The 25,692-nt window shown below is 43.6% G+C and carries 30 protein-coding genes; 8 read left to right on the forward strand and 22 right to left on the reverse strand.

What is annotated here, in order from left to right; all coding sequences use genetic code 11:
• Nucleotides 1-20: 20 nt before the first annotated feature.
• Entirely contained in the window at nucleotides 21-986 is a 966-nt protein-coding gene (locus tag JSY36_RS02360) for a DUF2777 family protein (protein ID WP_205165082.1), read from the forward strand.
• A 467-nt stretch (nucleotides 987-1,453) separates the two neighbouring features.
• Here the strand turns inward: JSY36_RS02360 and JSY36_RS02365 are convergent, their stop codons facing one another.
• The 8 genes from JSY36_RS02365 to JSY36_RS02400 form a co-directional block, all read right to left on the reverse strand.
• Entirely contained in the window at nucleotides 1,454-2,950 is a 1,497-nt protein-coding gene (locus JSY36_RS02365; RefSeq protein ID WP_205165083.1) for a PH domain-containing protein, read from the reverse strand.
• Nucleotides 2,943-3,440, reverse strand: a complete 498-nt coding sequence (locus JSY36_RS02370; RefSeq protein WP_205165084.1) for a PH domain-containing protein — start codon at nucleotides 3,438-3,440, stop codon at nucleotides 2,943-2,945. The genes JSY36_RS02365 and JSY36_RS02370 overlap by 8 nt, the downstream gene beginning before the upstream one ends.
• Before the next feature lie 5 nt (nucleotides 3,441-3,445).
• Nucleotides 3,446-3,670 (reverse strand): hypothetical protein, encoded by a 225-nt coding sequence (locus JSY36_RS02375; RefSeq protein WP_122896721.1) that lies wholly within the window; start codon nucleotides 3,668-3,670, stop codon nucleotides 3,446-3,448.
• A gap of 158 nt (nucleotides 3,671-3,828) precedes the next feature.
• Nucleotides 3,829-4,956, reverse strand: a complete 1,128-nt coding sequence (locus JSY36_RS02380) for a conserved virulence factor C family protein (RefSeq protein ID WP_205165085.1) — start codon at nucleotides 4,954-4,956, stop codon at nucleotides 3,829-3,831.
• Nucleotides 4,957-5,036: 80 nt separating this feature from the next.
• The gene (locus JSY36_RS02385; RefSeq protein ID WP_205165086.1) at nucleotides 5,037-5,453 is read right to left on the reverse strand and encodes a TlpA disulfide reductase family protein; all 417 of its coding nucleotides are present in this window, start codon (nucleotides 5,451-5,453) and stop codon (nucleotides 5,037-5,039) included.
• Nucleotides 5,450-5,779, reverse strand: coding sequence for a thioredoxin family protein (locus JSY36_RS02390; RefSeq protein WP_236784399.1), 330 nt, complete (start codon nucleotides 5,777-5,779; stop codon nucleotides 5,450-5,452). Before JSY36_RS02390 ends, JSY36_RS02385 begins: the two co-directional genes overlap by 4 nt.
• 52 nt (nucleotides 5,780-5,831) lie before the next feature.
• Nucleotides 5,832-6,452, reverse strand: a complete 621-nt coding sequence (locus JSY36_RS02395; RefSeq protein WP_205165087.1) for a cyclase family protein — start codon at nucleotides 6,450-6,452, stop codon at nucleotides 5,832-5,834.
• 93 nt (nucleotides 6,453-6,545) lie between these two features.
• Nucleotides 6,546-6,737 carry a hypothetical protein gene (locus JSY36_RS02400; RefSeq protein ID WP_205165088.1) on the reverse strand — a complete coding sequence of 64 codons (192 nt, stop codon included), beginning with the start codon at nucleotides 6,735-6,737 and terminating at the stop codon, nucleotides 6,546-6,548.
• Nucleotides 6,738-7,072: 335 nt separating this feature from the next.
• Here JSY36_RS02400 and JSY36_RS02405 point away from each other — a divergent pair, with 335 nt between their 5' ends.
• Entirely contained in the window at nucleotides 7,073-8,257 is a 1,185-nt protein-coding gene (locus tag JSY36_RS02405; RefSeq protein WP_205165202.1) for a YeeE/YedE family protein, read from the forward strand.
• A 262-nt stretch (nucleotides 8,258-8,519) separates the two neighbouring features.
• On the opposite strand, the gene JSY36_RS02410 is transcribed toward JSY36_RS02405, so the two are convergent.
• Nucleotides 8,520-9,095, reverse strand: a complete 576-nt coding sequence (locus JSY36_RS02410) for a cysteine hydrolase family protein (RefSeq protein WP_122896715.1) — start codon at nucleotides 9,093-9,095, stop codon at nucleotides 8,520-8,522.
• Nucleotides 9,096-9,988: 893 nt separating this feature from the next.
• On the opposite strand from JSY36_RS02410, the gene JSY36_RS02415 reads away from it, so the two are divergent.
• Nucleotides 9,989-10,072 carry a YjcZ family sporulation protein gene (locus tag JSY36_RS02415; RefSeq protein WP_035186236.1) on the forward strand — a complete coding sequence of 28 codons (84 nt, stop codon included), beginning with the start codon at nucleotides 9,989-9,991 and terminating at the stop codon, nucleotides 10,070-10,072.
• Between the two features lie 171 nt (nucleotides 10,073-10,243).
• Here JSY36_RS02415 and JSY36_RS02420 read toward each other — a convergent pair whose 3' ends face one another.
• A complete protein-coding gene (locus tag JSY36_RS02420) occupies nucleotides 10,244-10,504 on the reverse strand; it encodes a DUF2524 family protein (protein WP_183163702.1) in 261 nt (86 codons plus the stop codon).
• Nucleotides 10,505-10,639: 135 nt separating this feature from the next.
• Here JSY36_RS02420 and JSY36_RS02425 point away from each other — a divergent pair, with 135 nt between their 5' ends.
• Nucleotides 10,640-11,260 carry a trimeric intracellular cation channel family protein gene (locus JSY36_RS02425; RefSeq protein ID WP_122896712.1) on the forward strand — a complete coding sequence of 207 codons (621 nt, stop codon included), beginning with the start codon at nucleotides 10,640-10,642 and terminating at the stop codon, nucleotides 11,258-11,260.
• Between the two features lie 115 nt (nucleotides 11,261-11,375).
• Here the strand turns inward: JSY36_RS02425 and JSY36_RS02430 are convergent, their stop codons facing one another.
• From JSY36_RS02430 to racA, 3 genes are all read right to left on the reverse strand, one after another.
• Complete coding sequence (locus tag JSY36_RS02430) at nucleotides 11,376-11,828, reverse strand: TcaA NTF2-like domain-containing protein (RefSeq protein ID WP_205165089.1); 453 nt, start codon at nucleotides 11,826-11,828, stop codon at nucleotides 11,376-11,378.
• Nucleotides 11,829-12,305: 477 nt separating this feature from the next.
• The gene (locus JSY36_RS02435; RefSeq protein ID WP_205165090.1) at nucleotides 12,306-12,683 is read right to left on the reverse strand and encodes a YppE family protein; all 378 of its coding nucleotides are present in this window, start codon (nucleotides 12,681-12,683) and stop codon (nucleotides 12,306-12,308) included.
• Nucleotides 12,684-12,733: 50 nt separating this feature from the next.
• Nucleotides 12,734-13,279 carry a chromosome-anchoring protein RacA gene (gene racA, locus JSY36_RS02440; RefSeq protein WP_122896709.1) on the reverse strand — a complete coding sequence of 182 codons (546 nt, stop codon included), beginning with the start codon at nucleotides 13,277-13,279 and terminating at the stop codon, nucleotides 12,734-12,736.
• A 179-nt stretch (nucleotides 13,280-13,458) separates the two neighbouring features.
• Here racA and JSY36_RS20590 point away from each other — a divergent pair, with 179 nt between their 5' ends.
• Nucleotides 13,459-13,587: a hypothetical protein gene (locus JSY36_RS20590; RefSeq protein WP_272873234.1), complete on the forward strand. Its 129-nt coding sequence runs from the start codon at nucleotides 13,459-13,461 to the stop codon at nucleotides 13,585-13,587.
• 267 nt (nucleotides 13,588-13,854) lie between these two features.
• Here the strand turns inward: JSY36_RS20590 and JSY36_RS02445 are convergent, their stop codons facing one another.
• Entirely contained in the window at nucleotides 13,855-14,841 is a 987-nt protein-coding gene (locus JSY36_RS02445) for a DUF2515 family protein (RefSeq protein ID WP_122896708.1), read from the reverse strand.
• Nucleotides 14,842-14,971: 130 nt separating this feature from the next.
• Here JSY36_RS02445 and recU point away from each other — a divergent pair, with 130 nt between their 5' ends.
• Together recU and JSY36_RS02455 are read left to right on the forward strand one after the other, a co-directional pair.
• Nucleotides 14,972-15,580, forward strand: coding sequence for a Holliday junction resolvase RecU (gene recU, locus JSY36_RS02450; protein ID WP_122896707.1), 609 nt, complete (start codon nucleotides 14,972-14,974; stop codon nucleotides 15,578-15,580).
• Nucleotides 15,581-15,594: 14 nt separating this feature from the next.
• The gene (locus JSY36_RS02455) at nucleotides 15,595-18,342 is read left to right on the forward strand and encodes a transglycosylase domain-containing protein (protein WP_205165091.1); all 2,748 of its coding nucleotides are present in this window, start codon (nucleotides 15,595-15,597) and stop codon (nucleotides 18,340-18,342) included.
• A 44-nt stretch (nucleotides 18,343-18,386) separates the two neighbouring features.
• Here the strand turns inward: JSY36_RS02455 and JSY36_RS02460 are convergent, their stop codons facing one another.
• The 7 genes from JSY36_RS02460 to JSY36_RS02490 form a co-directional block, all read right to left on the reverse strand.
• Nucleotides 18,387-18,854 (reverse strand): YpoC family protein, encoded by a 468-nt coding sequence (locus tag JSY36_RS02460; protein WP_205165092.1) that lies wholly within the window; start codon nucleotides 18,852-18,854, stop codon nucleotides 18,387-18,389.
• A 4-nt stretch (nucleotides 18,855-18,858) separates the two neighbouring features.
• Nucleotides 18,859-19,509, reverse strand: coding sequence for an endonuclease III (gene nth / locus JSY36_RS02465; protein WP_122896704.1), 651 nt, complete (start codon nucleotides 19,507-19,509; stop codon nucleotides 18,859-18,861).
• A 20-nt stretch (nucleotides 19,510-19,529) separates the two neighbouring features.
• Nucleotides 19,530-20,243 (reverse strand): DnaD domain-containing protein, encoded by a 714-nt coding sequence (locus JSY36_RS02470; RefSeq protein ID WP_205165093.1) that lies wholly within the window; start codon nucleotides 20,241-20,243, stop codon nucleotides 19,530-19,532.
• 73 nt (nucleotides 20,244-20,316) lie between these two features.
• On the reverse strand, nucleotides 20,317-21,606 hold the full coding sequence (gene asnS, locus JSY36_RS02475; protein WP_122896703.1) for an asparagine--tRNA ligase: 1,290 nt from the start codon (nucleotides 21,604-21,606) through the stop codon (nucleotides 20,317-20,319).
• 431 nt (nucleotides 21,607-22,037) lie between these two features.
• Entirely contained in the window at nucleotides 22,038-23,216 is a 1,179-nt protein-coding gene (locus JSY36_RS02480; protein ID WP_205165094.1) for a pyridoxal phosphate-dependent aminotransferase, read from the reverse strand.
• Nucleotides 23,217-23,252: 36 nt separating this feature from the next.
• Complete coding sequence (locus tag JSY36_RS02485) at nucleotides 23,253-23,810, reverse strand: cell wall elongation regulator TseB-like domain-containing protein (RefSeq protein WP_205165095.1); 558 nt, start codon at nucleotides 23,808-23,810, stop codon at nucleotides 23,253-23,255.
• Nucleotides 23,811-23,825: 15 nt separating this feature from the next.
• Nucleotides 23,826-23,999, reverse strand: a complete 174-nt coding sequence (locus tag JSY36_RS02490; RefSeq protein ID WP_122896699.1) for a YpmA family protein — start codon at nucleotides 23,997-23,999, stop codon at nucleotides 23,826-23,828.
• A gap of 146 nt (nucleotides 24,000-24,145) precedes the next feature.
• On the opposite strand from JSY36_RS02490, the gene JSY36_RS02495 reads away from it, so the two are divergent.
• Nucleotides 24,146-24,310, forward strand: a complete 165-nt coding sequence (locus JSY36_RS02495; protein ID WP_183163701.1) for a hypothetical protein — start codon at nucleotides 24,146-24,148, stop codon at nucleotides 24,308-24,310.
• A gap of 70 nt (nucleotides 24,311-24,380) precedes the next feature.
• Here JSY36_RS02495 and JSY36_RS02500 read toward each other — a convergent pair whose 3' ends face one another.
• Nucleotides 24,381-25,679, reverse strand: a complete 1,299-nt coding sequence (locus JSY36_RS02500; RefSeq protein ID WP_336511426.1) for an amidohydrolase — start codon at nucleotides 25,677-25,679, stop codon at nucleotides 24,381-24,383.
• Between the last annotated feature and the right edge of the window lie 13 nt (nucleotides 25,680-25,692).

The following is a 25,692-nucleotide window of genomic DNA, read 5'->3' on the forward strand; positions in this document are numbered from 1 at the left end:
TCTTTAAAGTGGGGATGAACATGGATCGACAAACAGCCAGATCTTATGCTGGAAAGCATGTGATTATTAACGAAGGTAAAAATGGACGATATGTAGGTCTTTTGGAACAAATTGAAACCAAACCTAAGAAAATATGGAGTGGCATTGTAAAAATATCCGGTATTTTGCTCTATCCCGAGATTAACATCGAGTCGGATCAACTCCCTTCCCCTTTGTATTCTGAAGGAGAGAAAGTTTTTTGTACCGGAAACAAAATATCGCCTTTAAAACAGGACTTTCCACACTCTTACAAGGAGTCTGTAAATTACGCGCTGGCAGGTATGTGGAACGAAGTAGATGATCAAAAAGAAAACAACGAATCTGTCCTTGCCATGATTCACCAGGAATTAAAGCGCAGAAAAGCCGATCATCTCCTTTACAGAGACGTTTTCGTATACTACAGTCTTGTGAAAAAAGCACGCCACTATTATGTATACGACGAAGAGAAACAAGAAGCTCTTTCTCTCGACGGCTGTCCTTTTGAATTTGAGATCAAGGTTAAAGATAAGTGGAAACGGGCACATAACATTTCAGGTCCAACCTTTGAACTGGAAAACGGAAAACAGGTGGATCTGTCACACGGCGATCGCCTGAGACTGAATAAATCCCAATTTGATCCTTACCGGATTCTTATTAATGAGCTTGATAAACCGGCTCTCCACGCATTGGAGCGTGGGCTTAGAAAGCTCGGTATTTTCCATGAAAACAGTGTTTACTGCCATAACTCCCTTCTTATTCAGCTATTGAGCACTGTCGAAGAGGCGTCATTTAAAGGTGTTAATTTTATCTCCTACTCAACAGAAAAACACCAGTATATGGTCCAGCACCATTATGAACGTGACATTCTTGAGGAAGAACCGGACATCGCTTACGACCGGTTTGAATTTACATCAGATACTGGTGAACGGTTAATCACAACCTATGCTACACAGCTTTCCAAGGACTGATTTAACATCAAAAAAAGATGACGAAAGGCTCAACCGGCCCTGTATCGTCATCTCTTTTTTTGCGCTGTTTTTGACTCATGCCTGCGGTATATCCCCATAATTTTTCGTTCCTATCAGTTAGAATGCATTAGCAACGTTTTGCATTTTACCAGAACGCTCCAGGCAGACTTACCACGGGTTATTCCTGCTTATTCCTCTACTGGCATAACCTTCGAAGCGTATGCGTAGAAGCAACCAGCAGGATGTTCTGCTGGTGTCGTCTCCCAATCTTTAGGAAAGGAATGGCTAAGAGCCACTTACACATACTTAAGGATGCGCTTCTCACTTCCTGTTTTTAACCTGCTTATTTTGTAAATGAGAAGAGATGCAGCCGGAATGTTCGGAGGACTCATGGCGGTTGTTGGAGGCTCGCCGGCACCTCCGCGAAAAGCGAAGGGGCTGAACCCTTATAATATTAACGCTCCTATTTAACTTTTTGTTTCTTCATTATATTTGGTTGAGTGTTCATACGAATACCACATATAGTAATTCATGGACTGCTGTTCAGAAAGATGTCTTAAGGAGAATGTCTTTCCCATAATACTCGTAAGAATAGATACTTCAAGTGTAGTCAGCTGATTGAGGCGCTGAAGTGGATTGCTTGTTACTTCTACGGTCTGAATTCGTTTTTTAGGTACGATTACGGTAGTTCTTGCAAACTTTCTCATCCGCATCCACAGAAAGCGTTCGTTTACACCAATGCCCGCGTCTTTATACTGCCAGTATCCCATTAAAAGGGCCACAATAATAGCAGCAAAACTGTAGGCACCATAATCAAAAAAGTACGTAATGGCTGAAGCCGCAATCACTGCCGGAACTGTGAGGCGGACCATGTACCTTTTCATGCTTTTTTTAGGAAGGCCCGTCAGTGGTCTTTCAAAAGCAAAATCGGGCACAATTTTTTCCAGGTGCGCTTTGACCTCTGTTTCTTTACACAATGGAATTAAAATGGTTGAAAGATCTTCATCCTTCGTTCCTCCCCCTGCACTCTCAACGTATACAGAGGTATACCCAAACGGTTGTCTCAGGACATTCTGAACGAGCCTGACAGCTGTAATTCTTCGTCTGTTCAGTGTTAACTGCCTTCTCTCCAGAAGTCCTCTTGCAATCACAATGTCATTTCCTGTCTTTTCAATACTGAAGTTTCCGTATTTTAATACCGTACTCACAATTCTTATCAGCCATGCAATAACCAGAACAAGAATCAAAAATGACAGAATAAACAAGACAGATGATTCAACGACAAACCCAATGGCTGTTTCATACCAGGTTTCCGGTATAAACTGCTGAACCTGTGAAAACAACGCCGCTACAAAAGTTGCGGCTACTCCTATTCCGCTGGAGGTCAAAGCAGCAGTAATCAAACGCTTTGTGGATAATTTCCACGTATAGTCAGGTTCTTTGCTGACGGTTTCCTGGTCAATCTCCTCTTCAGACAGAATCGAATTTCCATCTGAATCAGGGGCTTCGGTTTCACGTTTTTTCTTTCCGTACAACAATTCATTTCGGATATCATTCGCTTCTTCTTTATTTAAAGCAATAATCCGAAATTCCGGTTCATCTCCCCCGCCTGCCGTTTCAATCCTGACTTCCACGAGGTTAAACATCCGCTGAATCAGCTTGGCATTTAAATCAATGCTTTGTACTCTGTCCTGATGGATATAGCGTTTTTTACGAAATATGAGGCCTTGGCGGATATGCAATTCCTGTTCATCGAGGCGGTAACGGAATGTAAGCCAGTGCAAAAATCCCGATAAAAACGAAAAGACGAGCAAAGCCCCCAGCACGAGGAAATAAAACCATGGTCCACGGGTCTGGGATGAACCGAAAAAAAACAAGACAATCAACGTAATGATCATCTGCTTAAGATTACCGAAAAAGGAAACAAAAATTGAAATGGGGTGCTGTCTTTTAAAATCACTCATCTGGATCCGCTTCCCTTGCAAGGCGGGCAATGTGGTCCCGTACATCGTCAGCTTTTGATTCCTCAAGAGCCGGGATCTCATGAACAGTTGCTGCTGTCGAAATTTTAACCGAAGAAAGTCCATACTTTCTAAGGAGCGGCCCTTGCTCAGTATCCACGTGCTGCACCCGGATCATCGGAATGATAACTCTTCTGATAACGAGTACACCATACAACAATTCAATTTCATTTTCATATATCTTGTACCGCCAGCGTTTCCACTGCCATTTGGGCAGCAGAATAACATTGAACACACCGTACAATACCCATGCTCCTATAATGAGAAAGATAATCCAAAACGGTAAAAAGGCAAATGTAGCAGACAGCCACCAGTAAGCGAATGGAACAAGGGCAAACAATAATAGCTCAATCAGCGAGGCAATACGCCATACCGTAAGAGCACCTGGTGCAATCTTCTGATCCGGAACAGTCCTTGGTTCGTATTCGTTCAATGGCCCTACTCCTCTTCCAACGGCGTATCTTCATTTACGTAGATGATCTCTACGCCTTGCTCTTTAAGATAAGCAATGACTGCATCATTCAGCCTTGTGTCGTACAAAAGACCGAGTGATTCGGCAAGTTCCAGTTCATCAATGCGGCCCTTTTCCGCATCTTCAATTAGTTCCAGAATTTCTGTGTATTTTTTTTCTTCCAGTTCTGTAATCAGTTCCTGTCTTGTCATTGTCATGCTCCTTTACATACGGATGATTTACCAATTCTATCCTATCATAAGCTTTTTTGCACGTTCAAGTGAATATGCATCAAAAAAGCAATGCCACAGCCCGCTGCCGGCGAGGCTTAACAGAGCCGGCAGAGGTGTGCTCATTGCAACAGAAAAAATTAACCTTTTTGAATCGTGTCTGTCATCTGTTTCCAGACAGATCCTTTTGCTTCCTCCCCGCCTTCTATACGGGCAAGTGCAAGTTTCACCTGCATGCTTACTTCAAATTCCGGGTCTTCCTGTGCGTCTTTTAATACTTCGATAGCACGCTCGTCTCCTACTTCATATAGAAACATGGCAGCACGCCAGCGAACGAGCTTATTCTTATCTTTAAGAGATTCGATCATTGCCGGAATGGCTTTTGCACTGCCAATATCCGACATGCAGTCCCCTGCAGTTCGTCTAACTGTTACAGACTTATCCTGAAGCGCTTTTTCCAGCAGTGGAAGTACCTTCTCATCTTCAATCATTCCAAGATACACCGCTGCCAGTCTTCTTATGGATGCTTTTTCATCGTCCAACGCTTTCTCAATTACCGGAAGATCGTCAATCGTTGGATTCATCTGCTCAAAGTATTCAAACCGTTTTCTCCAGTCAGGCTCGTCCATCATCTCAGGAGTAACCGTAATCCACTCTTTCTTTTTCACCGTGCCTGCCGGAGTTGGATTTTTAGCAGCCTTTACAAGCTTCTCGAGCCTGGCATCCGTGTAAGCCGCTTCGAGTTCCTCCACAACTTCCTTCGCCACTTCTTTTACATCACCATAGCGGGGTTTTTGCTCAGCCCACTTACGCTGAAACACAACGTTGTCATCCGGCAGCTGAGCATCAGCAACCGCTGTTTGAAATGCTTCCGGCAAACCTTCCCGTACTTCTTCATCCCCGGCCGTTGCTTTCACCTGCATTGGAATGCCTTTAAACATCTGTACTGCAACGCTGACTTCCCCGAAATGTTCATCGAGCTGCATTTCCTGTCCGCCGGTAACCTGCCCCTCTTCCCCGAAAACTTCCCTCACTTTTGGAAGAATCAGCTGCCAGTCTACTTTCCCGTTTCGTTCAACCGCGATAAAGTCGGCAACATGATAAACCCCCTTTACGCCTTCAATTTCAAAAAGTTCCTTAACAAACTGAGGGGCGCCTTCGATATTCTTAGGTGTATAATTGTTACTCTTCCCCTGTGGCAATGATTCTGTAAGAGTCAGTTTCATTGTATTCGGGCTGGGTGTAGGTTCAATATCCTTAATTCTCATATGTGTCCACTCCTCTCAAATTCATCCTCTTTAAATCCTATCACAGAGCATGTAAAGGCCCAAGCTATGAGCCTTCGTTATTAAAGTACTCTGCTGAGACTCGTTAATATATCCTGAAACGTTGCTTTGTCATTAAAGCTGGCTGCAATCTCATGATTTTTATTCAATAGAAAGGTCGTTGGAACACTCATACACCTGTATGAATCATAGGTTTTCGTTCCATTATCAACCCCCATAGGAACCGTAAAGCCGTTCTCTTCATAATAACGCATACCTGCATCAGGTTCACCTTCCCTCCCTTTTACATTCACCATGAGCAGATCAAGCTCTTTGGTTTCCATGGCTTTGTATAACTGCTCTTTGTTTGGGAAGTCCCGCTTTGAGTCTGGACACCAGGACACCCAGAATGTCAGGAGTAAAGCTTTTCCCTCATAATCCTTTAATGTAATTGCGTCGTTTGTCTCGGGGTTATATACATTTAGTTCAGGTGCTTTCATGATGTATCCCTCCTATTTGAGAACAACCGGATCTGCTCATACACATTTGTAACCGATTGAAATGCATACATTTTTTCTACTGGTTTTCCATCTTCTATAAAAACAGCACATGGAACGCTCTCCACTTTAAATGCTCTTGAAATGGTTGGAAAGAAGGCAATGTTGCTTTTGTAAATCGTAATGTTTTCCTCTACAAGGGGCTCTGTCATTTCAAGAAACCGGTTTGCAAGAGCACACGTGCCGCACATAGGTGTATAAAAGTAAACGATAGCTTTATTTTGTTCAATCCCTTTGATTAAATCCTCTTCATTACTGCATTCAATCAACCTTAATTCTCCTGCCTTTCTTTATTGACCGGTCCAGTATTAACACCAACCTTTAACGAAGCTGCTTTAGTACAGCTCTAACCGGACTCCCGTCCCCATGCTTAAGTTTCAGAGGGAAGCAAAATAATTCATATCTCCCCTGATCAGCCTGACTCAGATCAAGACCCTCTAAAATGATAATACCTGCCTTGTTCAAGGCATGATGAGCCTTCAATTCTTTTGACGTAAGGGGGTCAACTGAAGGAAAGTCTACCCCGATCATGTGAACTCCTGCTTGTTTCAGAAAGTCAGCCAACGCCGGAGCTACTTCAGGGTAGTCCTCGTAAGAATGACCGCCCGGACGTGAAGTTGTTTTGAAGAGAACTTTTTTTACCCCATTTAAAGGGATGGACTCTATGTACGACGAATCGATTGTCTTTATATTGTCAAGTTCAATGACCATGGCCTCTCCGGTAAACAGATCCAATGAAAGTTCATCCATGGTTTTTTCCTCTCCATTCACGTGAAAAGGAGCATCAATGTGGGTTCCTGTATGTGAACTCATGGTGATTCTGCCTACGTTTACACTGTCACCTTTTTTCGTTTCCAGCATTGGTTCGTAGCTGAACGCAGTGTCTCCAGGCCAGACGTTCATATTTTCTCTAAGTGTCTGTGTAATATCAATAAACTTCATTTAATCACCACTCCTCTGTCTTCTTTTCACCATTTTAACAAAAGAAAAGAAGGGTGTCTTTCCAGGAACACAGTTCCTACACCCTTCTCCAATCTATCTTTTCGCCTGCTCATCCATCCAGTTCATGAGAGAATTGATCAGTGACTCAAAATCCTGTTCATTTTCATACCCTCTCAGGAATTCACGCTTACTTTCATCATCCAGTCTTCTGAATTCATTTTTCACTTCCGAGCCCTGGTGGGTAAAGTCTTTTAGTTTTCTTTTTATCATTCTCAAATCTTCCATATGTAACGCCTCCTTTGATTTGTTTTCCCGTTTTGACCATGATTTAACCATTACTTTATAGAAATCTTTTTTCTTTATCACAGTTAATATTTATTAGGAGAGGATCAAGACTGGTCATTGCCAGCTCCGGAACGATCCGCCTTAAAAGAAAAACAACAAGTATGATACATTTTCCATTTAACGCATAAGGTTTTACAAAGCGTTCATCATACGTTATTATACAAAAAGACTACAATCCCGATAGTACTTATAGGGATTAATAACGAGGTGATTAAGTGAGTAATGTAAATTATAAATCTTCAACAGAAACACCGTTAACAACCCCTTTGCCCCCTATGCAAAAAGGAAATTTTGTTCTTGGCGCCGGAGCGTTTGTACTACTCGCTCTCGTGAGTTATATGGTCTCAGGGGTTGATATGGTAATCTTGTTAACCTTTGGCCTGATATTCGGCTACACATTATTTCACGCACGTTTCGGATTCACTTCAGCATTCAGGCGGTTTATGGCTGTCGGTAACGGTCAGGCTCTTCGTGCTCATATGCTTATGCTCGCTGTAGCTATAACACTGTTTGCTCCAATTCTTCATTTTGGTATCGGATTTTTCGGGGCGGATCCTCAAGGGTTCGTGTCCCCTGTTGGTACAAGTGTAATTGTGGGATCGTTTCTATTTGGAATCGGGATGCAACTTGGAAACGGATGTGCTTCCGGTACACTTTACTCGATCGGCGGCGGACGATCTTCCATGATTCTCGTACTCATTAGTTTTATTGTCGGCTCTGTTATCGGTGCATGGCATTTTGCATTCTGGACGGAAGATATGCCAACTCTTGCTCCCATCAGCCTTGCCGAAGATACAGGACTCGGCTATCTTGGTGCATGGATTCTGCAGATGATTATATTTGGAGGTATTATTTTCCTCACTTATGTTGTCAGGAAAAAACGCCGTCCCCCTTCAATGGCGGTCCTTCCAACCACCAGCGGCTGGAAACGTATCATCCGCGGCGCATGGCCGATCTGGGTTGCAGCTATTGTTCTTGCACTTTTCAATGCCCTTACACTTATGGTACGAGGCCAGCCTTGGGGTATTACAGGTGCCTTTGCTCTTTGGGGATCAAAAGCAGCTCAGCTTATCGGTATTGATGTGACACAGTGGGGTTACTGGTCAGGTGAAAACGCACAACAGCTTGAGCAGTCGGTCTTCCATGATTCCACCAGCGTGATGAACTTTGGGGTAATGGCCGGTGCCTTTATGGCTGCTGCCGCGGGAGGGATGTTCAGCTTTGCAAAGAAAATTCCATTTAAGCTTGCTATGGCCTCCATTACAGGCGGACTTTTAATGGGATATGGTGCAAGACTGGCATTCGGCTGTAACATCGGTGCTTACTTCGGGGGTATTGCTTCATTCAGCGTTCACGGCTGGGTATGGATGATCTTTGCTATGCTGGGTACCTACGTTGCATTGTTTATCCGTCCTTTGTTTGGACTCAAAAACCCGAAAAGTGACGACAAATTTTGTTAAACACCAAATCATTTAAAGAAGGAGGCTGGGACATAAAGAAAGTGTTTAGCTGAGAATCCGAACAATACGCGAACATAGCGGATGAAATATACGTAGACTCCTGCGGAATGAAAAGCAAAGGTGAGACCCCGCAGTGCGCAGCACGAGGAGGCTCACCCGCTTTCCGCGGAAAGCGGAGTATATTTCAGGAGCGATTTATTTGCACCGCATGTTATTTGTTCGGATTCTCGTTGATTAAAACACTTCTGTCCCAGCCTCCTCCTTATTCGTTTACCGGTTGTGAATTTTCAAGTACCTCTGCACCGAGTACATTTTTAAAATGACCGAGAGCCCATTCGTGCCCCGCCTGATTAAAGCTTTGTACAGCATCCTGATGGATGACAATGCGAAAACCTTTGTTATAAGCGTCCACCGCAGTATGGAGAACACAAATATCGGTACATACACCGGCGAGATGTACTTCTTTTATGGCTCTTTCGCCCAGCTTTAAATCAAGATCGGTTCCGGTAAAAGCACTGTACCTCGTTTTATCCATCCACATAAGATTATGGTTCTCGTTTTTAATAAGCCTGTCATACATTTCACCCAGTTGTCCGTATAATTTTCTCCCTTTTGTCCCTCTAATGTTATGAGGCGGGAAAAGTTTATTTTCAGGATGTAAAGTATCATTTTCATCATGTACATCAACTGCCATGACAACGAGATCCCCGTTTGTGAGGTATTGTTCGGTTAACGATGTGATTCTGTTTTCTATGGACTGTCCGGGCCTGCCGCACGTCAGGCGGCCCTCGTCTGCCACGAAATCATAAGTATAATCAATGACAATCAGTGCGCGCATAAAACTCCTCCTCTGTTTTCTTTTATTATAACAGTACCTTTAGATACAGTGCAGATAAAAGAACTTCCTCCATAGCCGTCAAGTTAAGCAAAACTTGGCGGCTTCTTCTCTTTTTCTTTACGGAATCCTTAGGAACCCTCCTACATTCACACATGGAAGCTTCCTTTCGGAAGATTTTTTGAACAAGGAATTGGTGTTTCTCTTATCTTCTTTTTACACTTTCTACATCGACTGTGAATCGCATCATTTGGTGATGTACATGGTCGAAAGAACTCTTCTGCACTTTCACGAAACTCTTTCATGCATTTCATCTGACTGATTTCAATCTCTTCCCTCTCAAACAACGCACTACGCCCCTCAAATGTAATCATACTGGAGATTAAAAGAGCGATGAGTTGGCCATACAGGTGACATTCAAAGCGCTCCTTTTTTGTTGTTTTTCACCTTATGAATTTCATAATCTGATTTACATGTTTTAAACATCAATTCAATCTGCCAACGAATGAATAAATAGAATAAAGATCAGGTGTAGAAACAATTTTTGTAAACGGAGAATACCCGCATGTGAAAAACATTAAGCCACCTCATGATATACGCTTTTTAGGTTGAACATGAAAGAGGATGCAGCCGGAATGGCCGAGACTCCTGTGGTAGTCGGGGCCAAGGTGAGACCCCGCAACGAAGTGAGGAGGCTCACCGGACCACCACGGAAAGCGAAGGACATTCCGGCAACATCTGAAACCTTCAGCTTTTGAAAATAGAGCCACACCTTAACTTGATGGCTATGGAACTTCCTCTTTACACAATGGAGGTAACCAGCCTATACACTTTTGTCTCTTATACATATGTTGTAAATGAACACCTAACTAATGAAACAAAGGAGGGGTTGTTTCATGTCTGGATACTACAATGGGTTTGCACTGATTGTTGTGCTTTTCATTCTCCTTGTAATCGTGGGTTCAGCCTACATCTGCTAAGGTTACATCAATGAAAAAGAGGCGACTCATAAGGTGGCAATTTATACCTTATCAGTCGCCTCTTTGTTTTTCGTATTTACTGAAACTTTAATGTACCCTTTGCTCTCGCAGTTTTGATGAAGTCCCGTTACTTATGCTGTTACTTCCTTTTTGCGAAAACAATCTTATTCCCTACATTCCCAGTATCATCCTGTTTTGTAATTGATGGATCTGCTGTTCTACCCTTATCAGCTGATCACGCTGCTCAGGGTTTGCACTTCTGATCATCTTCTCGAGTTCAAGGTGAACTTCCTGAAGGTGCCTCTGGGCATCTGCAAAATCTGCCGGATCACCGGGATTTACTCTTCTGGAGTTATCAAGCTGGGTTTCCGCTTCTTCCATCACTGTTCTTATTTCTGTAATGAATTGGTCCATCTGATTATAATTCGTCATTTTTTCTGCTCCTCTGCCTTCTGTCTTGTACCTATTATTTTTCCTTCCCATTCGTTTTATCCGACAGAATAAAAATTGCTTGGCACATGTTGATAAACGTGATACTTTATTTTAGGACAGAAAGGATGAAACGATTTGACATGGGATTTATTTAACGTAATCGGTACAATTGCTTTTGCTCTGAGTGGCGTAATCGTAGCAATGGAAGAAGATTATGACATTATGGGGATTTATATATTGGGGCTTGTTACTGCATTTGGGGGCGGCGCGGTCCGCAACCTGCTTATCGGGCTGCCTGTTACTGCTCTGTGGGAACAGGGAACCCTGTTTACGATAGCCCTTATTGTTATGACCTTCGCCTTTATAACACCTATCTGGATAAATAAATGGCTGAAATGGGGAATGTTTTTTGATGCAATCGGATTGGCAGCATTCGCCATTCAAGGGGCTCTGTTCGCAAAAGGGATGGAGCTTCCGTTAAGTGCAATCATCGTTGCAGCTGTTCTGACAGGAACCGGAGGTGGTATTATCCGGGATATACTTGCCGGGAGAAAACCACTCGTATTCAGAAGTGACATCTATGTTTTATGGGCAATTCTCGGGGGGCTTGTTATTGGTCTTGGAATTGCAGCCACCACTTGGCAGCTGCTTTTGCTGGCTTTTGCAATTGTTACTCTCCGAATGCTTAGCGTTCAGTATAGATGGCAGCTTCCTCACAGACATGTTAAAGAGGGCAACTCTGCAATCCAAAAGTAGCCGTGGGAATCGTTCTTTCCGTGCTTCAGAGGCCGTTTCAAAAGAATAAAATAAATTACAATGGCTTCGAGGTTGACTCAAAAGGTGGTTTTTACCTTTTGGGTCAACCTCTTTCTTATTCTTCACTATGCCGTTCCATCGATGTAACGCGGTACGTGTCCTGGTATGGATGAAGGTAATAGGTGCGGATTCTCTCTTCCACTCCCGTCTGCGCGCCAGATTGCTCAATTTCTTCCTCAACAGTAACGCGTATCTCTCCATCTTCAGTCTCTTCAACCTCTGAAATATCCAAACGTACCGTCTCCTCGATGACCCTCTGTGTAGAATACTGCTGATGTATTCTTCTTTTCATATGGAAAAACTGTGAATTTGGATAAAGGTATTCTTCAATTGGACGAAAGGACTGACTGGTCAGGCTTTCATACCAGGCGTCTTTAAAAGATCCCATAAATTCCTCTACCTTAAGAGCTGTTTCCTCATTTGATTCAGACCACTCCGGGTCGTCACAGGCTGCAATCAAACCAATTAAGATTAATGTGAGAGTCAGTGTAATAAACCTTTTTTGCAAAATAACGTCCCTCTTTCTCTTTTCTTTCAGTTCCAGTGTCAAGTATAGCGAAAAAAACAGCCCAGTGCTACGTTGCAGTTTTTGAAATAGCTCTGTTAAACTCAGGTGTTAATTTACGCTCATCGTACTCCCTTCCGTAGAGGCGTTTCGTTGCACAAACAGAACCCCTGTTTCTTACTCTGCCAGTTATACGCAGCTTTCTGTGTCGAAGCAACCCGAAGCTGATTCGTAAGTAAACGTTCATAGCTCCCGCAGAAGTGTCGAGGATTCGCTGCAATCAACATTGTTTAAGGTCAACAATGACCTTTAACCCGCCCTATGAAATAAAAATGAGGGTGTTTTAAAGGTGCCAAAGCATACCGGCAATGGCTTGGCTCTATACGTGCATATACGGGAAAATCACCCGTTACGTTTTTGATAAGAAAATATCAGCTTGCACAATGCGTAAAAAGGCGACTCATAAGGAATAGTGCGGCCTTATGAATCGCCTCTTTTTTCAATATCCGTTTTTAACGCTTCTGCCGTATAACGAATTGATTTATTCGTCTCGATAAACCGCTTCTTTTTCGTATCAGCCTGAAAACACGTTACTGCAGTAATATTGATGTTCTCGTGAGCTGCTTCAATCTGTTTCAAATGAATATATTTTGGTTTATTTTCTGTAACGTACTGTGATGCCAGTGGCAGCCACTCGTCACTCACTTCCCTTACACGATCCGCAAATGGTTTAACGTAATCATTAAAGGATGCATTTTCTTTTTGTTTGGCATATTGTTCAAATGACTGAAATGCTTCAGCATTTAATTCAAGTACCTGATTTGTAAGGGTATGAAGTCTATCGTGTTGTGAACCCATCTTTCCACCTCCTACACTATCGTAACAAAAGAGGGGGAAAAGGCAAATCGCTATTTAACCATAAAAGAGAAAATGTTTGCCAGCATTCTCTTTCTAGGTGGTTTATTATTCTTTTTCCCTTTATTCATATATACGACCTGTTTCTCTTTCTCAGAAAGGTTGTCCTCCAAGGACTTCAGTCTCCGATCAACTGTCCTTAACATTTCCGAAAGGTCATCGATCTCCTGTCTGTGCTGAAGCATCTGATATTCAACGACCTCGTCTGCCTTTTCCGAAAGCTTTTTCTCAAGCTGATCCACATGAACAAGAATCTGACCGAAACGATCATTAAAGATCTGGCTTGAGACGATCCCAGATGAATCTGTTTCTTCTTTCTTATGGCTGATGCCTTCAACCGTCACATCTTTTAATCTTTTTCCTTCACTTAACTGATGGTGAATAGACTTGAGCGTTTTTACTGTATCCTCTGTAAGAACATAGTGCCCGAGATCATTGACTTCACAATCAAGTTTAAAGAACTTTATCCACCGCTGCACCGTTGTCGGGTTAACACCAAGCTCATCCGCCACTGTTTTAGTTTTGAAAGCTGTAACCATTTTTTCTCCCCCTCGCTTTCATTTGCTCATACCTTTCTCCCTTCACCTTTTGACTTCCTTCATGCCTGACAAAACTAGTTTGCTTTCGCCAAAGAAAGTGTATGTTTGTGTAAGAGGCACATGATTTCGACTCAGGAATGCAAAACTAACTGTGAAATTATTTGAAGGGAGTGAAAGAGATGCCACAGAAAAAACAGTCCCAAAACCCTGCACAGGAAAAACAGCAGGCAAAAAACCGCCAGGCCCAGCAGTCTAAAACAGGCTTTGGTGATAAGAAAACAGAAGGCCCCGACCAGCCAAGTACTTAAGAACAAATGCGCAAGCGCCTTGGTCACGAGCGATAAAGAAAACTTGGTTTTCGCCATGACGGCGAAAGCTTTAGTTGCCCTTATGCTTTAGTACAAGCATTTGAAGGAGGCCATCAAATTTAAGCCGCTTTTTGGCTTAATTAAATGGAATAAAATGACCTCAAGCTCGCAGGCGCTGAAGCTGGACGTGAAAAGATTTACGAAAAAGTAATGCACATAACTAAAAGTTTATGAGCCTAAACCATGAAAAAGGAGACTCCCGGCAGATTACCGGTAAGAGTCTCCTTTTTGCTTCATTGTGGATTTATAAAATTCCTCAATCCTGACAGCGACCTCCATTTGATGAAGTTTCTCTTCGTACCATTCCGTAAGGTTGAAACGCTTCACAGGTTTAAGCTGTTTAAGGTAACGGTCAGGATTTTTCAATAAGTGTATTGACCAGTCGAACTTAAAATCCCTGTGGTGGGTTATGACCGGATAGCTGGACCTTACCATCGGTGTTTTAGGATAACGTCTTTTCAGAAAACGCTGGTAATCCTTCCTGGAACCAGTGTGAGGAATTGATTGATGAAAATCGGCCATCTCTTCTTTTTGGTCTGAATGAAACAAAATCCACGCCAGTTTTTTCCCCAGTTCAATGCGTTTGTCCGTTTTTGTAAAATCAGAAACGGACGAACCGGTCAGTCTTCCTTTCTTATCAGGGAACAACACGGTACTAAAGTGAAGCCGGTCCTGCCATTTGAATGCTGCTGAGTTAAACACCTGTTTTTTGTAAAAGGTCTGATCCAGGACAGGCCTTTGAATCAAATGCTGTTCGTTAACGATTAAAGCAATCATCAGCCTCTCTTCATCTTTTTTTTGCCAAAATTCCAGCCATTTTTCTGAAATCCAGTTGCTTACACCGAATTTTGGCAATAAATGAAAATAAGGCTTTCCCTGTCGCTTTGACCATTGATAAATGAGAAGTTGCGGAAAGGCATCGCTGAAGATCAGCCAATTGGCTCTCTCATAAGTCATAAACAGGTCGTTCCTTAATTTTTCGTCAAGAAGAACGGCGAACGGTCTGCTCTTAAGATCAGTCATCGCCCACCCTGCATTTCTTGAAACGAAGCTTGCAAGGTATGCCCATTTTATTTCCGGGTTTCTAATATAATATTTTTGATAAAATTCGGTACGTGAAATATTATCCAGATTCCCTTTTTCTGTTTCCTTTTCAATCATTCTGATTATCTTTTGATCAGATTGTTCAAGCATGTGCCATCACCCTTCTTAATATGGTTTAATGGCCGCAAAAATAGTCACAAAGACTATGGTTTCCCGTTTTAACTATGGTAATATATAGTGATGGCTGGAGAACTTAAGTGTTGAATGGAGGGGGATTACCGTGGCATTCCGCTACCCTGACGGCAGAAAATTTGAGCCGAAACGAAACGAAATGACGAAGAAGAGCGTCAATAAAGATGCCCGCTTCAGTAACCGTGGAATGACCCTTGAGGAGGATATTAACGAAACAAACGAATATTATCTTGCCCACCAGGTTGCAGTCATTCATAAAAAACCGACTCCGCTTCAGATTGTAAACGTGCATTACCCGTCACGCAGTGCAGCCGTAGTGACAGAGGCATACTTCCAGAAACCTTCAACCACAGATTACAATGGGGTTTATAAAGGAAGGCACATCGATTTTGAAGCAAAAGAAACAAAAAACAAATTGTCATTTCCGTTTAAAAACTTTCACGACCACCAGGTTGAGCACATGAAACGGGTTCTCGATCAAGGTGGAATCGCCTTTGCAATTTTACGATTTTCTTATACTGATGAAGTTTTTTTACTGGAGGCAACTCACCTTATCAGGTTTTATGAGGAACGGGACCATACCCGCAAATCCATGAAAAAGAAAGACATAGAACATTTCGGTTACCTTATCCCTCTTGGGTTTCATCCGAGAATTGATTACTTAAAAATTGTGGATAAGCTGATCACAGGTTCATGAAAGGAAGATGAAAGATGTCAGAAGAATATCGCTCCAGACAGGAACGTAAAAAAGCGATGCAGCAAACATCAAAGCCAAATAAAACAAAAAAAGGCGGATCCGGAGGCGGAGGGAAATCACGCTTCAAGAAAATCCTCACCGCATTAATGATCATTTTTATCATTATGGTAACAGCAGGTGCCATCACAGCAGTAGCGATGATTGCCGGCGCCCCTCCACTTGATGAAGAAAGACTTATGATGAGTAACAACCCTGAAATTTACGATATAGACGGCGAACTGGTAACCACCCTTTCCGGTTCCGAGAACAGACGGATGGCAGACATCGATGATGTACCCGATAGAATGAAAGATGCCATTATCTCCATTGAAGACGTTCGTTTCTACGATCACTTTGGTATTGATATGCGCCGTCTCGGAGGAGCTGTCGTAGCCAATGTAAGAAGCGGCTTCGGGGCTGAAGGGGCAAGTACCATTACACAGCAGGTCGTAAAAAACCTGTATCTTGATTTTGACAAACGCCTGACACGAAAAGTTCAGGAACAGTATCTGGCTGTCCGCATGGAACAAAAATATACAAAAGATCAGATTCTTGAAATGTACCTTAATGTTATTTACCTGTCCGGAGGCCGGTACGGTATCGTGGAAGCTGCGGATTACTACTTCAGCAAAGAATTAGACGATCTTTCAGTTGCAGACGCCGCTCTTCTTGCTGGTATTCCACAGCGTCCTAATGCATACAACCCGTTTAATAACCCGGAGCTTGCTGAACAGCGTCGTAACGTCGTCATTAACCAGATGGAGCGTTACGGTAAAATTACTGCCGAAGAAGCAGAAGAAGCCAGGAACACTCCGGTTGAAGACCAGCTCCAGCAGAGCGAGCGCGATCCATATCCGTATCAGGCATACCTTGACCGTGTCCTTTCTGAAGTGGAAAACATAGACGGTATTGAGATGAATGATATTTACTCTTCGGGAATGAAGATTTACACGAACCTTGATACAGGCGCACAGGAACATGTTGAAACGGTTATGCAGTCAAACGACTACATCAACTGGCCTGATGAAGAAATGAAAGCCGGACTGACACTGATGGACACTCAGACCGGACAGATTACCGCTCTTGGCGGTATCAGACAGCAGACGCAGGAAATGCGGACATTTAACTGGGCAACACAGCCAAAAAGACAGCCCGGATCAACAATTAAACCTATTCTTGATTACGGACCGGCCATCGAGCACCTGAAATGGTCTACGTACCACCAGATCCGTGATGAGGAATATAAATACAAAACTATTGACCAGACCATCCGGAACGCAGGACGCGGGTACTCAGGCGATGTATCCATGCGGTATGCTTTAGCGCAGTCATTAAACGTACCGGCGTTGAAAGCATTCCACGAAGTGGGCGATTCAAAAGCAAAGGCGTTTGGTGAATCACTCGGTATTCCACTGGACACGATGGGTGAAACTTATGCCCTTGGAGGGTTCAGTGAGGGAATCTCCTCTCTCCAGCTTGCAGGTGCGTATGCTGCTTTCGGAAATGAAGGAGAATACAACCGTCCTCATACCGTTCAGCGTGTGGAATTTGCCAACGGCCGTACCATCAATCTTGCACCTGAACCTGAAAAGGCAATGGAAGACTACACGGCGTTTATGATCTCAGACATGCTTAAATCAGTTGTTCAGAACGGTACAGGGCAGCAGGCGGCCATTTCCGGACTTCCTGTTGCCGGAAAAACCGGATCAACCAACTTTACTGAGGAAGACAGACAGACACACTCTATTCCTGAAAATGTAGGAGCAGTAAGGGATTCCTGGTTTGCAGGATACACTACGAGATATACAGCTTCTGTCTGGACGGGCTACAACTCCCCTTCTGAGGGCGTGATCAGACAGGATAACGGGTCCAACCTCATTGCACGCCAGCTCTTCCGTGAAGTGATGCAGCACGTTCATGAGGGTGAAGAAACCCCGGACTTTAATCAGCCTGATTCAGTTGTAAGAGTCGCAATCGAACGTGATACCGGACTTCTTCCGAGTGACTTTACTCCGGAAGACCAAATTATCAATGAGTACTTCGTAAAAGGAACTGAACCATCCAGCGTCTCTGAAGAGTATGAAGTAGACGCTGATGACCTGCCGGTTCCAAGTGTAAGTGCTGAATATAATGAAGAGGAACATGCGATTTATACAAGTTGGAGCTTTGACACCGATGTTCCTGGTGACTTCAGCTTCGAACTGGAAGTCCGTGGTCCTGATGGCGATTACGAGACAATGGCGATTACAGATGACACACAATATATTCTCAACAACCCTCAATACGGTGAAACCTATTCCATCCGGGTAACTGCCATTTCTGATGAGGATGAAGACCTCCGCAGTGAACCGGGTACAGTAGAAGTAACCATACCTGAGGAAGAAGAGGAAATTGAAGAAGACATTCCAGATGAAATCTTTGAAGACGAAGATGAAATCGAAGAAGGAAATGAAGATGAAGATGAAGAAGGTCCCGGCGAAGGTAATGGTCCTCCTGATGATGACGGTTCTGATGAGGACAACGGTTCCGAAGACGGAGACGGTCCTGGTCAGGGGAACGGTCCGGGACAAGGGAACGGACCCGGTCAGGGGAACGGTCCTCCTGATGATGAGGATGAGGATGAGGATGACAGCGAAGAAGAAAATGATGAGAGTGAGGAAGAAGAAAGCCCTCCTGATGATAACGATGATACTGATGACACTGAGCAGGATCCAGATCAGTAAAGTATTAAAAAAGGTGCCCCATACGGAGGCACCTTTTTTTATGTTTATTTGCCACTTTTCAAAAAGTAGACAGCCCATTTCTTTTTTGATTCATCAAACAACTGAGAGAGAGTTATAAAAGCATGGTGATGAGCAGGAGTATTGATAACAAAGGAAAGTCTCTCTTCTATGTTTACCGGGGCATACTGAAGGTTACCTATGTCTCTTTCAATATGAATAAGTTCAGTCACCGGTTCCCCTTTTGCCCAGATCATTGCCTGTATATAACGGGCTGTATAATTAACCATTAGCGGTCTGGCTTTTTCTTTATCCCGCTTTTTAAACGCTTCTCTTATAAGAGGCTCCCCAGTTTCTTTCCACTCCTTCAGTATCTTTGTGACTGAATCTTTCGGAGCAGTCCACGGCTGCAGGTCTCGGGTAATATCTTCATGGAACAAGGCAGCTTCTTTGGAACTGCTGCCCTCGTAAAAGGGAGTCCTTTTCATTTTTGGCGGAGTATTTTCTGCCGTCACTCTTCTATCCCCTTTTTTTCATTCTTTTTTTCCCTTCCCGGCACAGTTCCAAAAGGGGACATTCCGGGCAGTTTGGGGACTGGGCTTTACAATGATACCGTCCGAAGAAAATAAAGCGGTGATGGGAAACGGACCACTCATCAATGGGGATTTTTCTCATCAGTGTTTTTTCTACTTCCAGTACACTGTCTTTCCATCTGCATATACCAAGACGCTTACTTACTCTTTCAACATGGGTGTCAACGGCTATCGCCGGCTCACCGAAGGCGACTGAGGCCACGACATTTGCCGTCTTTCTCCCTACCCCTGCAAGCTTGACCAGTTCATCTCTCTCCCGGGGGATTTCTCCGTTATAATTTTCAAGGAGGGACTGGCAAAGCTTTTTAATGTTCTTCGCCTTACTTCGGAACAGTCCGATCCTCCGGATATCATTTTCAAGTTCTTCGAGAGGGACTTGGATAAAGTCTTCCGGCTCCTTATACTTTTCAAACAGACCGGGCGTAACTTTGTTTACGAGGGCATCAGTTGCCTGTGCAGATAGTAAAACGGCAATCGTCAGTTCAAAAGGGTTGGAGTGAGTGAGTTCACATTCTGCATCCGGAAACATTTTGCCTATTGTTTTTTGTACATGTTCAATTTGCCTTTTTGTCAGCATCGATTCATTTCCCCCTTTGCTCAGTCACTGTCAAGCCAGTTAAAAGAAGGGTATGTCCTTTTCTCTTTATCACGGGAAGAATGATCCGAAACAGTGGTTTTCTGTGTACGCTTGCCTCTGACCTTTTCACCGTATTCCCTGGCTTCCTTCACTGTCCTGACACCGTTTTTCTTCCACTCAAACAAGATCCTATCAATGTATCGGAAGTTCAGCTTGCCGGACACAACGGATTCCCTGAGTGCCGCTTCTATTAACACAGGCTGATGGCGGTCCTCATCAAGCCACATGGATATCATTTCAAGTTCCATAGGGGAAAGGGGGCGGGAAAACTCTTCTTCAAACCTCCTGAAAATCCTTCCCTCATCCTCGCCCGGTTCTTCCTTTTTGAAAAATTGTTCTTCCTCGATCTTTTTACAGATTTTTTCGTACAGTGGATCAAGGGAGTAGTATTCCATAAGCCTTCCGTTCTGATCACGGGTTTCATGAATCTCGATGTTTCCTTTTCTTATCAGTTCACGGAGAATATGGGCCGTTTCTGAAGCGTCCAGCGTCATTCGTTCACTGAGTGCCGTGGGAGTCGGAAACGTATCCCCTTCCTGGGCAAATTTCTTCACGTGAATTATAAGCATCACTTCCTGTTCCGTAATGGAGAGCTTTGCATAATATTCAAGAAGCATAGCTGGAAACTGAACCGGCTCTGCTTTTAAAAGCTTAAGATATAATTCCGTAGTCAAGGTGTCCACCTCCCTTTTTAGTATTTCCTCTCGAAATAAAAAAGCCCCGAATGTACAGGGCTTTTTTTGTGGCTTACGGATAAAGTCTGTTTAACAATCTTGGGAATGGAATCGTCTCTCTTACGTGCTCAGTACCGCAAATCCAGCCGACAGTCCGCTCGAGACCAAGGCCGAATCCTGAATGAGGTACAGATCCGTAGGTTCTTAAGTCCATATACCACTTATAGGCATCATCACTAAGGTTATGCTCTTTGTAACGCTCCTGAAGTAGAGCCTCGTCGTCAATACGCTGGCTTCCCCCGATAATTTCACCGTACCCTTCCGGCGCAATTAAATCGGCACAAAGGACAACCTCTTCACGTTCCGGATCCGGTTTCATATAGAACGCTTTAATGGATGCAGGATAATTGGTAATAAACACAGGTTTATCGTACTTTTCTGCAATGGCTGTTTCATGGGGAGCACCGAAGTCTTCTCCCCATTCAATTTCATGACCCTCTTCTTTAAGGAAGGCAATGGCATCATCGTACGATATCCTCGGGAATGGTGCCTTTACATTTTCAAGCTTGCTTACATCCCGATCAAGGGCTTTAAGTTCAAGCTTGCAGTTTTCAAGTACGGACTGCACCACATAGGAAACGTAATTCTCCTGAACTTCCAGGCTTTCCTCGTGATCCATAAACGCCATTTCAGGCTCGATCATCCAGAATTCAATAAGATGACGTCTTGTTTTTGACTTTTCAGCACGGAATGTCGGACCGAATGAAAACACTTTTCCGAGCGCCATGGCTGCGGCTTCCATGTAAAGCTGACCGCTTTGGGAAAGGTATGCATCTTCATCAAAGTATTTCGTATGGAACAGGTTTGTTGTTCCTTCAGCAGAGCTTCCAGTTAAGATCGGCGGATCAACTTTTACGAAACCTTCTTTATGAAAAAATTCGTATGTCGCCCTGATAATTTCATTTCTTACGCGCATAATGGCATGCTGGCGCTTTGAACGGAGCCACAAGTGTCTGTGATCCATCAAAAACTCGGTACCGTGTTCTTTAGGTGTGATCGGATACTCTTTTGAGTCACTGATCAGCTCAAGTCCCGTAACGGTTAACTCAAATCCTGAAGGAGCACGGTCATCTTCTCTTACCACCCCTGTGACGAAAAGGGAGCTTTCCTGGGTCATTTCTTTGGCTTTGGCAAAAACCTCTTCCCCTACTTCAGCTTTTACAACTACACCCTGGATAAAGCCCGTTCCGTCGCGCAGCTGTAAAAAAGCAATCTTTCCGCTTGATCGTTTATTGGCAAGCCAGGAACCGATCGTTACCGTTTCGCCTACATGTTTTCCAATTTGTGAAATGGTCGTTTTCATTTGTTACCTCCAACTATGTAAAAACTCTTAATAATCGATTTCATTACGTGTATCATTATACCTCTGTTATTGCTTGATACGCAACCTAATATAAAGGAACAAAGCCCGAAATAAAGGGAACGGTCTCCATCCCTGGCCTTCTCTAGGAACGGCCTCATATATTTATATTTTTCAGGCTGTTAAACGCTGTTGATTTGCGCTCATTGCACTTTCCGCGGGCGGTTCGTAAGCCTCCTGTTCGGGTCTCTCCCAGCCCACCTCCCCCAGGAGTCTGCTAACATTCCGGCTGTATCGCTTTTCAAAATAAGCTGCTGGAAAATAAGGGTACTTTGGAAAATGGATAAATAGAAAAAATGAAGGAAACCAAAAAAAGCCGTCAAGGAAACTTAACTTGACGGCTATGATCACTGGCCCTGTTTAGACTGTCGGTATCAGCCTTTTTCCACGAAGCTTCTGATGCGGTCAAGTGCTTCTTCAAACTGGTCCAGACTTGTCGCATAGGAAAGCCGGATGTTATCCGGAGCTCCAAAGCCTGAGCCCGGGACTACAGCGACTTTTTCCTTCTCGAGAAGTCCTTTAACCCACTCGTCGGTTGTTTTATACCCCGATTGTTCAACAGCCTGTTTTACGTTTGGAAACAAATAAAACGCACCTTGTGGTTTGACACATGTAAAGCCTTTGATGCTTGTTAATTTTTCATAAACCTTATCAAGTCTTTCTTCAAATGCCTGCCTCATCTGCTCAACGGAGCCGTCGTCTTTTTCGTACGCTGCGACTGCACCGTACTGGGCCATTACAGCTGGATTGGAGGTTGTATGGCTTGCCAGGTTGCTCATGGCTTTAATAATGTTTTTGTTACCTGCCGCATAGCCGATGCGCCAGCCTGTCATGGAATGTGATTTACTAACTCCGTTAATGATTACCGTCTGACCTTTAAGATCCCCGGATACCTGGGCAATGGAAGTATGAGAAGCATTCCCGTAAATAAGCTTCTCATAAATCTCATCACTTACGATCAGCACATCTTTTTCCACGCAGATTTCACCGAGCGCTTTTAACTCATCTTCAGAGTACATCACGCCGGTAGGGTTGCTTGGTGAATTCAGTACGAACGCTTTTGTTTTATCTGTAATCAATGCTTTCAGCCGATCGGGAGTGAGTTTAAAGTCATTACTTTCTTCTGCCTCTGCAATAACCGGTTTGCCGCCTGCGATTTTTACCTGCTCAGGATAGCTCACCCAGTAGGGAGCCGGGATAATAACTTCCTCACCTTCTTGAAGAATCGTCTGGAACAAAAGGGCAAGGGCATGCTTTGCGCCGCTGGTAACAATGATTTCACTTGTATCGTAAGTCAGCTTCTGGTCTTTTAGGAATTTAGCTGAAATGGCTTTTTTTAACGCGTCCATCCCCCCGGCCGGTGTATATTTCGTATGGCCTTCCTCCATGGATCTGCTTGCGGCTTCAATAATGTAACCTGGCGTATTAAAATCCGGTTCTCCTGCTCCCAGTCCGATAACATCGTGACCTTCTGCTTTTAACGCCTTCGCTTTTGCCGTGATGGCAAGAGTGCTTGAAGGTGTGATGGATGCTACACGTGGTGATAATTCCATGATTATTGCTCCTCTCTGTTTATAAAAAAGCTGCTTTTATGCTGATCTCCTTAACTGATAGTGCCGGATATAGTCGCCGTCTTCAAAGCTGATATAGTAAAAAGAATAACGGTCATCTGTATCAACATACACGATCTCATATACCGGGGTCTGGCCGATCATCCCGAGACGAACCTGTTTAAACTTTTCCATTTCCAGGTTTGCTTCTGCAATCTGTCTGGCTTTTCCTGCGGAAATCCCTTCATCCTGTTTTCGGCTGAAGGTCCTCGGCTCAGACGCCGGGTTTTCTTCGGATTCTGAATCCTCTTCATCAAAAACACTGCTGTAATTTTCAGTGCTTTCAGGAATGGTTTCGACCCATACATAAACAGCGTCGCCATCCGGGCTGGTCCCTTCAATAACATGGTAAGCCGTTCTGCCATTATAATAATGGACGTTACCATAGTCTGAAATAAGTCCTTCGTCCATGGCATAGGCTATGGAGTCACCAAACCGCTCATGCTGGGCTGACTGAATATTATTATACAGCCAGATCATGGTCACAGCGGCTGTTGATAAAAGAAAAATAGCGGTCCCTATTATCCACCGTTTCAATTGTTAACACCTGCTTTATGTCTCATAAATTGTAAATACCATTTTTTCACGGTCTTCTTCATCCAAAGCAAGGCCGAACATAAGGTCACGCTCTTTTAACGTCCTGTTTAATGAATCGACAACCTTATATAAATCATCGCTTTTAGAAACCTTCACCGTAGCGAGTTTGTCAATTTGACTCTTTTCCAATTGTTCTCCTCCTTTATGTACAATTCATTCGTAAATTCAATTGGTTTTCATGGTGTTGTATTCCCTGCCTAAAGAAATATTAACTCTCATATCGATCCCTTTGAAGGTGATAATATAACTACCGCTCAACAAAAGGGGGAATGAGCGTGAATGGAAGTCATGAGGAGGGAAGGCTTCTGACAACTGCCGAATGGTATGAAAATGAAAAAGAAAACATCTCCCTTCGGTCCCATGCCCGCCCTCACCATTTTAACACATTAAGTATCAGTTTCAGACAGACAAAGTTCCCTGAAGAGTGTGAAAACCAATAATGACCCTGACCTGTACCAAGGAAAATTGCCTGCATCCCACCAAGCAGGTAATTTGTCTTGCTTTTACATATCACCTTCTTAATTTCGCAAGTGCTTCCCGGGCATTAAACCTGATTTTTTCTTCATCCATTGTAAGAAGTTCTTTATTTTTTACGAGCTGTTTCCCGTTAGCGAATACGTCTGTTACATCACTTCCCTTATGAGCATAGACAAGATGAGATACAATCCGTTCTTCTGGGTCGGGCAGGGTGTGCATTCCTCCCGGTTCCACAATACTGAAGTCCGCATCATACCCTTTTTTTAACCGGCCCTTCTTTTCATACTGAAGGGCTTTTCCGCCGTTTTGTGCAGCCATAAAAAGGATATCACGGGCGCTTACAGCGGTAGGGTCTTCATTTACACCCTTATGTATAAGACTTGCAAACCGCATCTCTTCAAACATATCCAGAGTATTGTTGCTTGCTGAGGAATCCGTCCCCAGACAAACCCGTATGTTTTTCTCCTTCATTTTTTTCAGGTCTGCCACACCGGAGCCAAGCTTTAAGTTACTTTTAGGGTTATGGGAAATATATGTTCCTTTGCGGGCGAGCAGGGAAAGTTCAGCATCTGATAAATGTACACCGTGAGCGATCAGAGCATGACCTTCAAAGAAACCAAGCTCACTCAAATGCTCTGCCGGATGTTTACCGTAAGTCCCGATATGTTCCTCTACCTCTTTTCTTGTTTCAGACAAATGAGTATGTAGAGCAATCCCATGCTCATGTGCCTTTTCAATGATCATCTCCATAAAATCCGGAGGGCACGTATAGGGAGCGTGGGGCGCAAGCATGACTTTAATCTTTCCGTCACCGCTGTTATGCCAGGTCTTATAAAGCTCCACTGATTCTTTCAGCTTTTCTGCCTGTTCCTCTTTTGAACAAAGTCCGATCATTCCTCTGCATAATACCCCGTTCATCCCGCTTTCAAGGATCAATTCTGCTGTCTGATCCATATGAAGGTGGTACATATCGAGAAAGGTTGTTGTACCGCTTTTCAGCATTTCACCTATTGCCAATGATGTTGCAGCCTTTGTCGTTTCCTTTGTAAAACGCTGCTCCATCGGCCACATAACCTCTTTCAGCCAGGTGTTCAGAGGAAGGTCGTCACCTGCACCTCTGAGGAGGGTACTGCCGGTATGACCATGAGTATTTACAAATCCCGGAATGATCAACTTCCCCTTTGCATCAATAACCTCACCGGCTTCTTCCTTTACTTCCTCTTCATAAATACCTTCAATTTTACCTTCGTTAATTACCATGTAACCATATTTAACGGGCTGACCCTCATCCATTGTTAAGAACCAGCCGTCTTTTATAATCTTTTTCCCCACGGCTATCCGCTCC

Origin of the sequence: Alteribacter salitolerans (genome assembly GCF_016901055.1) — a bacterium.
GTDB lineage: Bacteria > Bacillota > Bacilli > Bacillales > Salisediminibacteriaceae > Alteribacter > Alteribacter keqinensis.

Excerpts from the sequence above, each read along its gene's own strand:
- JSY36_RS02400 (WP_205165088.1), bottom strand. The coding sequence starts at position 6,737 with ATGGAAGATTTGAGAATGATAAAAAGAAAACTAAAAGACTTTACCCAC.
- JSY36_RS02405 (WP_205165202.1), top strand. The coding sequence starts at position 7,073 with ATGCAAAAAGGAAATTTTGTTCTTGGCGCCGGAGCGTTTGTACTACTC.
- nth (WP_122896704.1), bottom strand. The coding sequence starts at position 19,509 with ATGCTGACAAAAAGGCAAATTGAACATGTACAAAAAACAATAGGCAAA.
- JSY36_RS02365 (WP_205165083.1), bottom strand. The coding sequence starts at position 2,950 with ATGAGTGATTTTAAAAGACAGCACCCCATTTCAATTTTTGTTTCCTTT.
- asnS (WP_122896703.1), bottom strand. The coding sequence starts at position 21,606 with ATGAAAACGACCATTTCACAAATTGGAAAACATGTAGGCGAAACGGTA.
- JSY36_RS02435 (WP_205165090.1), bottom strand. The coding sequence starts at position 12,683 with ATGGGTTCACAACACGATAGACTTCATACCCTTACAAATCAGGTACTT.
- JSY36_RS02415 (WP_035186236.1), top strand. The coding sequence starts at position 9,989 with ATGTCTGGATACTACAATGGGTTTGCACTGATTGTTGTGCTTTTCATT.
- JSY36_RS02375 (WP_122896721.1), bottom strand. The coding sequence starts at position 3,670 with ATGACAAGACAGGAACTGATTACAGAACTGGAAGAAAAAAAATACACA.
- JSY36_RS02410 (WP_122896715.1), bottom strand. The coding sequence starts at position 9,095 with ATGCGCGCACTGATTGTCATTGATTATACTTATGATTTCGTGGCAGAC.
- JSY36_RS20590 (WP_272873234.1), top strand. The coding sequence starts at position 13,459 with ATGCCACAGAAAAAACAGTCCCAAAACCCTGCACAGGAAAAACAGCAG.
- JSY36_RS02480 (WP_205165094.1), bottom strand. The coding sequence starts at position 23,216 with ATGGAATTATCACCACGTGTAGCATCCATCACACCTTCAAGCACTCTT.
- JSY36_RS02360 (WP_205165082.1), top strand. The coding sequence starts at position 21 with ATGGATCGACAAACAGCCAGATCTTATGCTGGAAAGCATGTGATTATT.
- JSY36_RS02445 (WP_122896708.1), bottom strand. The coding sequence starts at position 14,841 with ATGCTTGAACAATCTGATCAAAAGATAATCAGAATGATTGAAAAGGAA.
- JSY36_RS02420 (WP_183163702.1), bottom strand. The coding sequence starts at position 10,504 with ATGACGAATTATAATCAGATGGACCAATTCATTACAGAAATAAGAACA.
- JSY36_RS02385 (WP_205165086.1), bottom strand. The coding sequence starts at position 5,453 with ATGAAAGCACCTGAACTAAATGTATATAACCCCGAGACAAACGACGCA.
- JSY36_RS02395 (WP_205165087.1), bottom strand. The coding sequence starts at position 6,452 with ATGAAGTTTATTGATATTACACAGACACTTAGAGAAAATATGAACGTC.
- JSY36_RS02380 (WP_205165085.1), bottom strand. The coding sequence starts at position 4,956 with ATGAGAATTAAGGATATTGAACCTACACCCAGCCCGAATACAATGAAA.
- JSY36_RS02455 (WP_205165091.1), top strand. The coding sequence starts at position 15,595 with ATGTCAGAAGAATATCGCTCCAGACAGGAACGTAAAAAAGCGATGCAG.
- racA (WP_122896709.1), bottom strand. The coding sequence starts at position 13,279 with ATGGTTACAGCTTTCAAAACTAAAACAGTGGCGGATGAGCTTGGTGTT.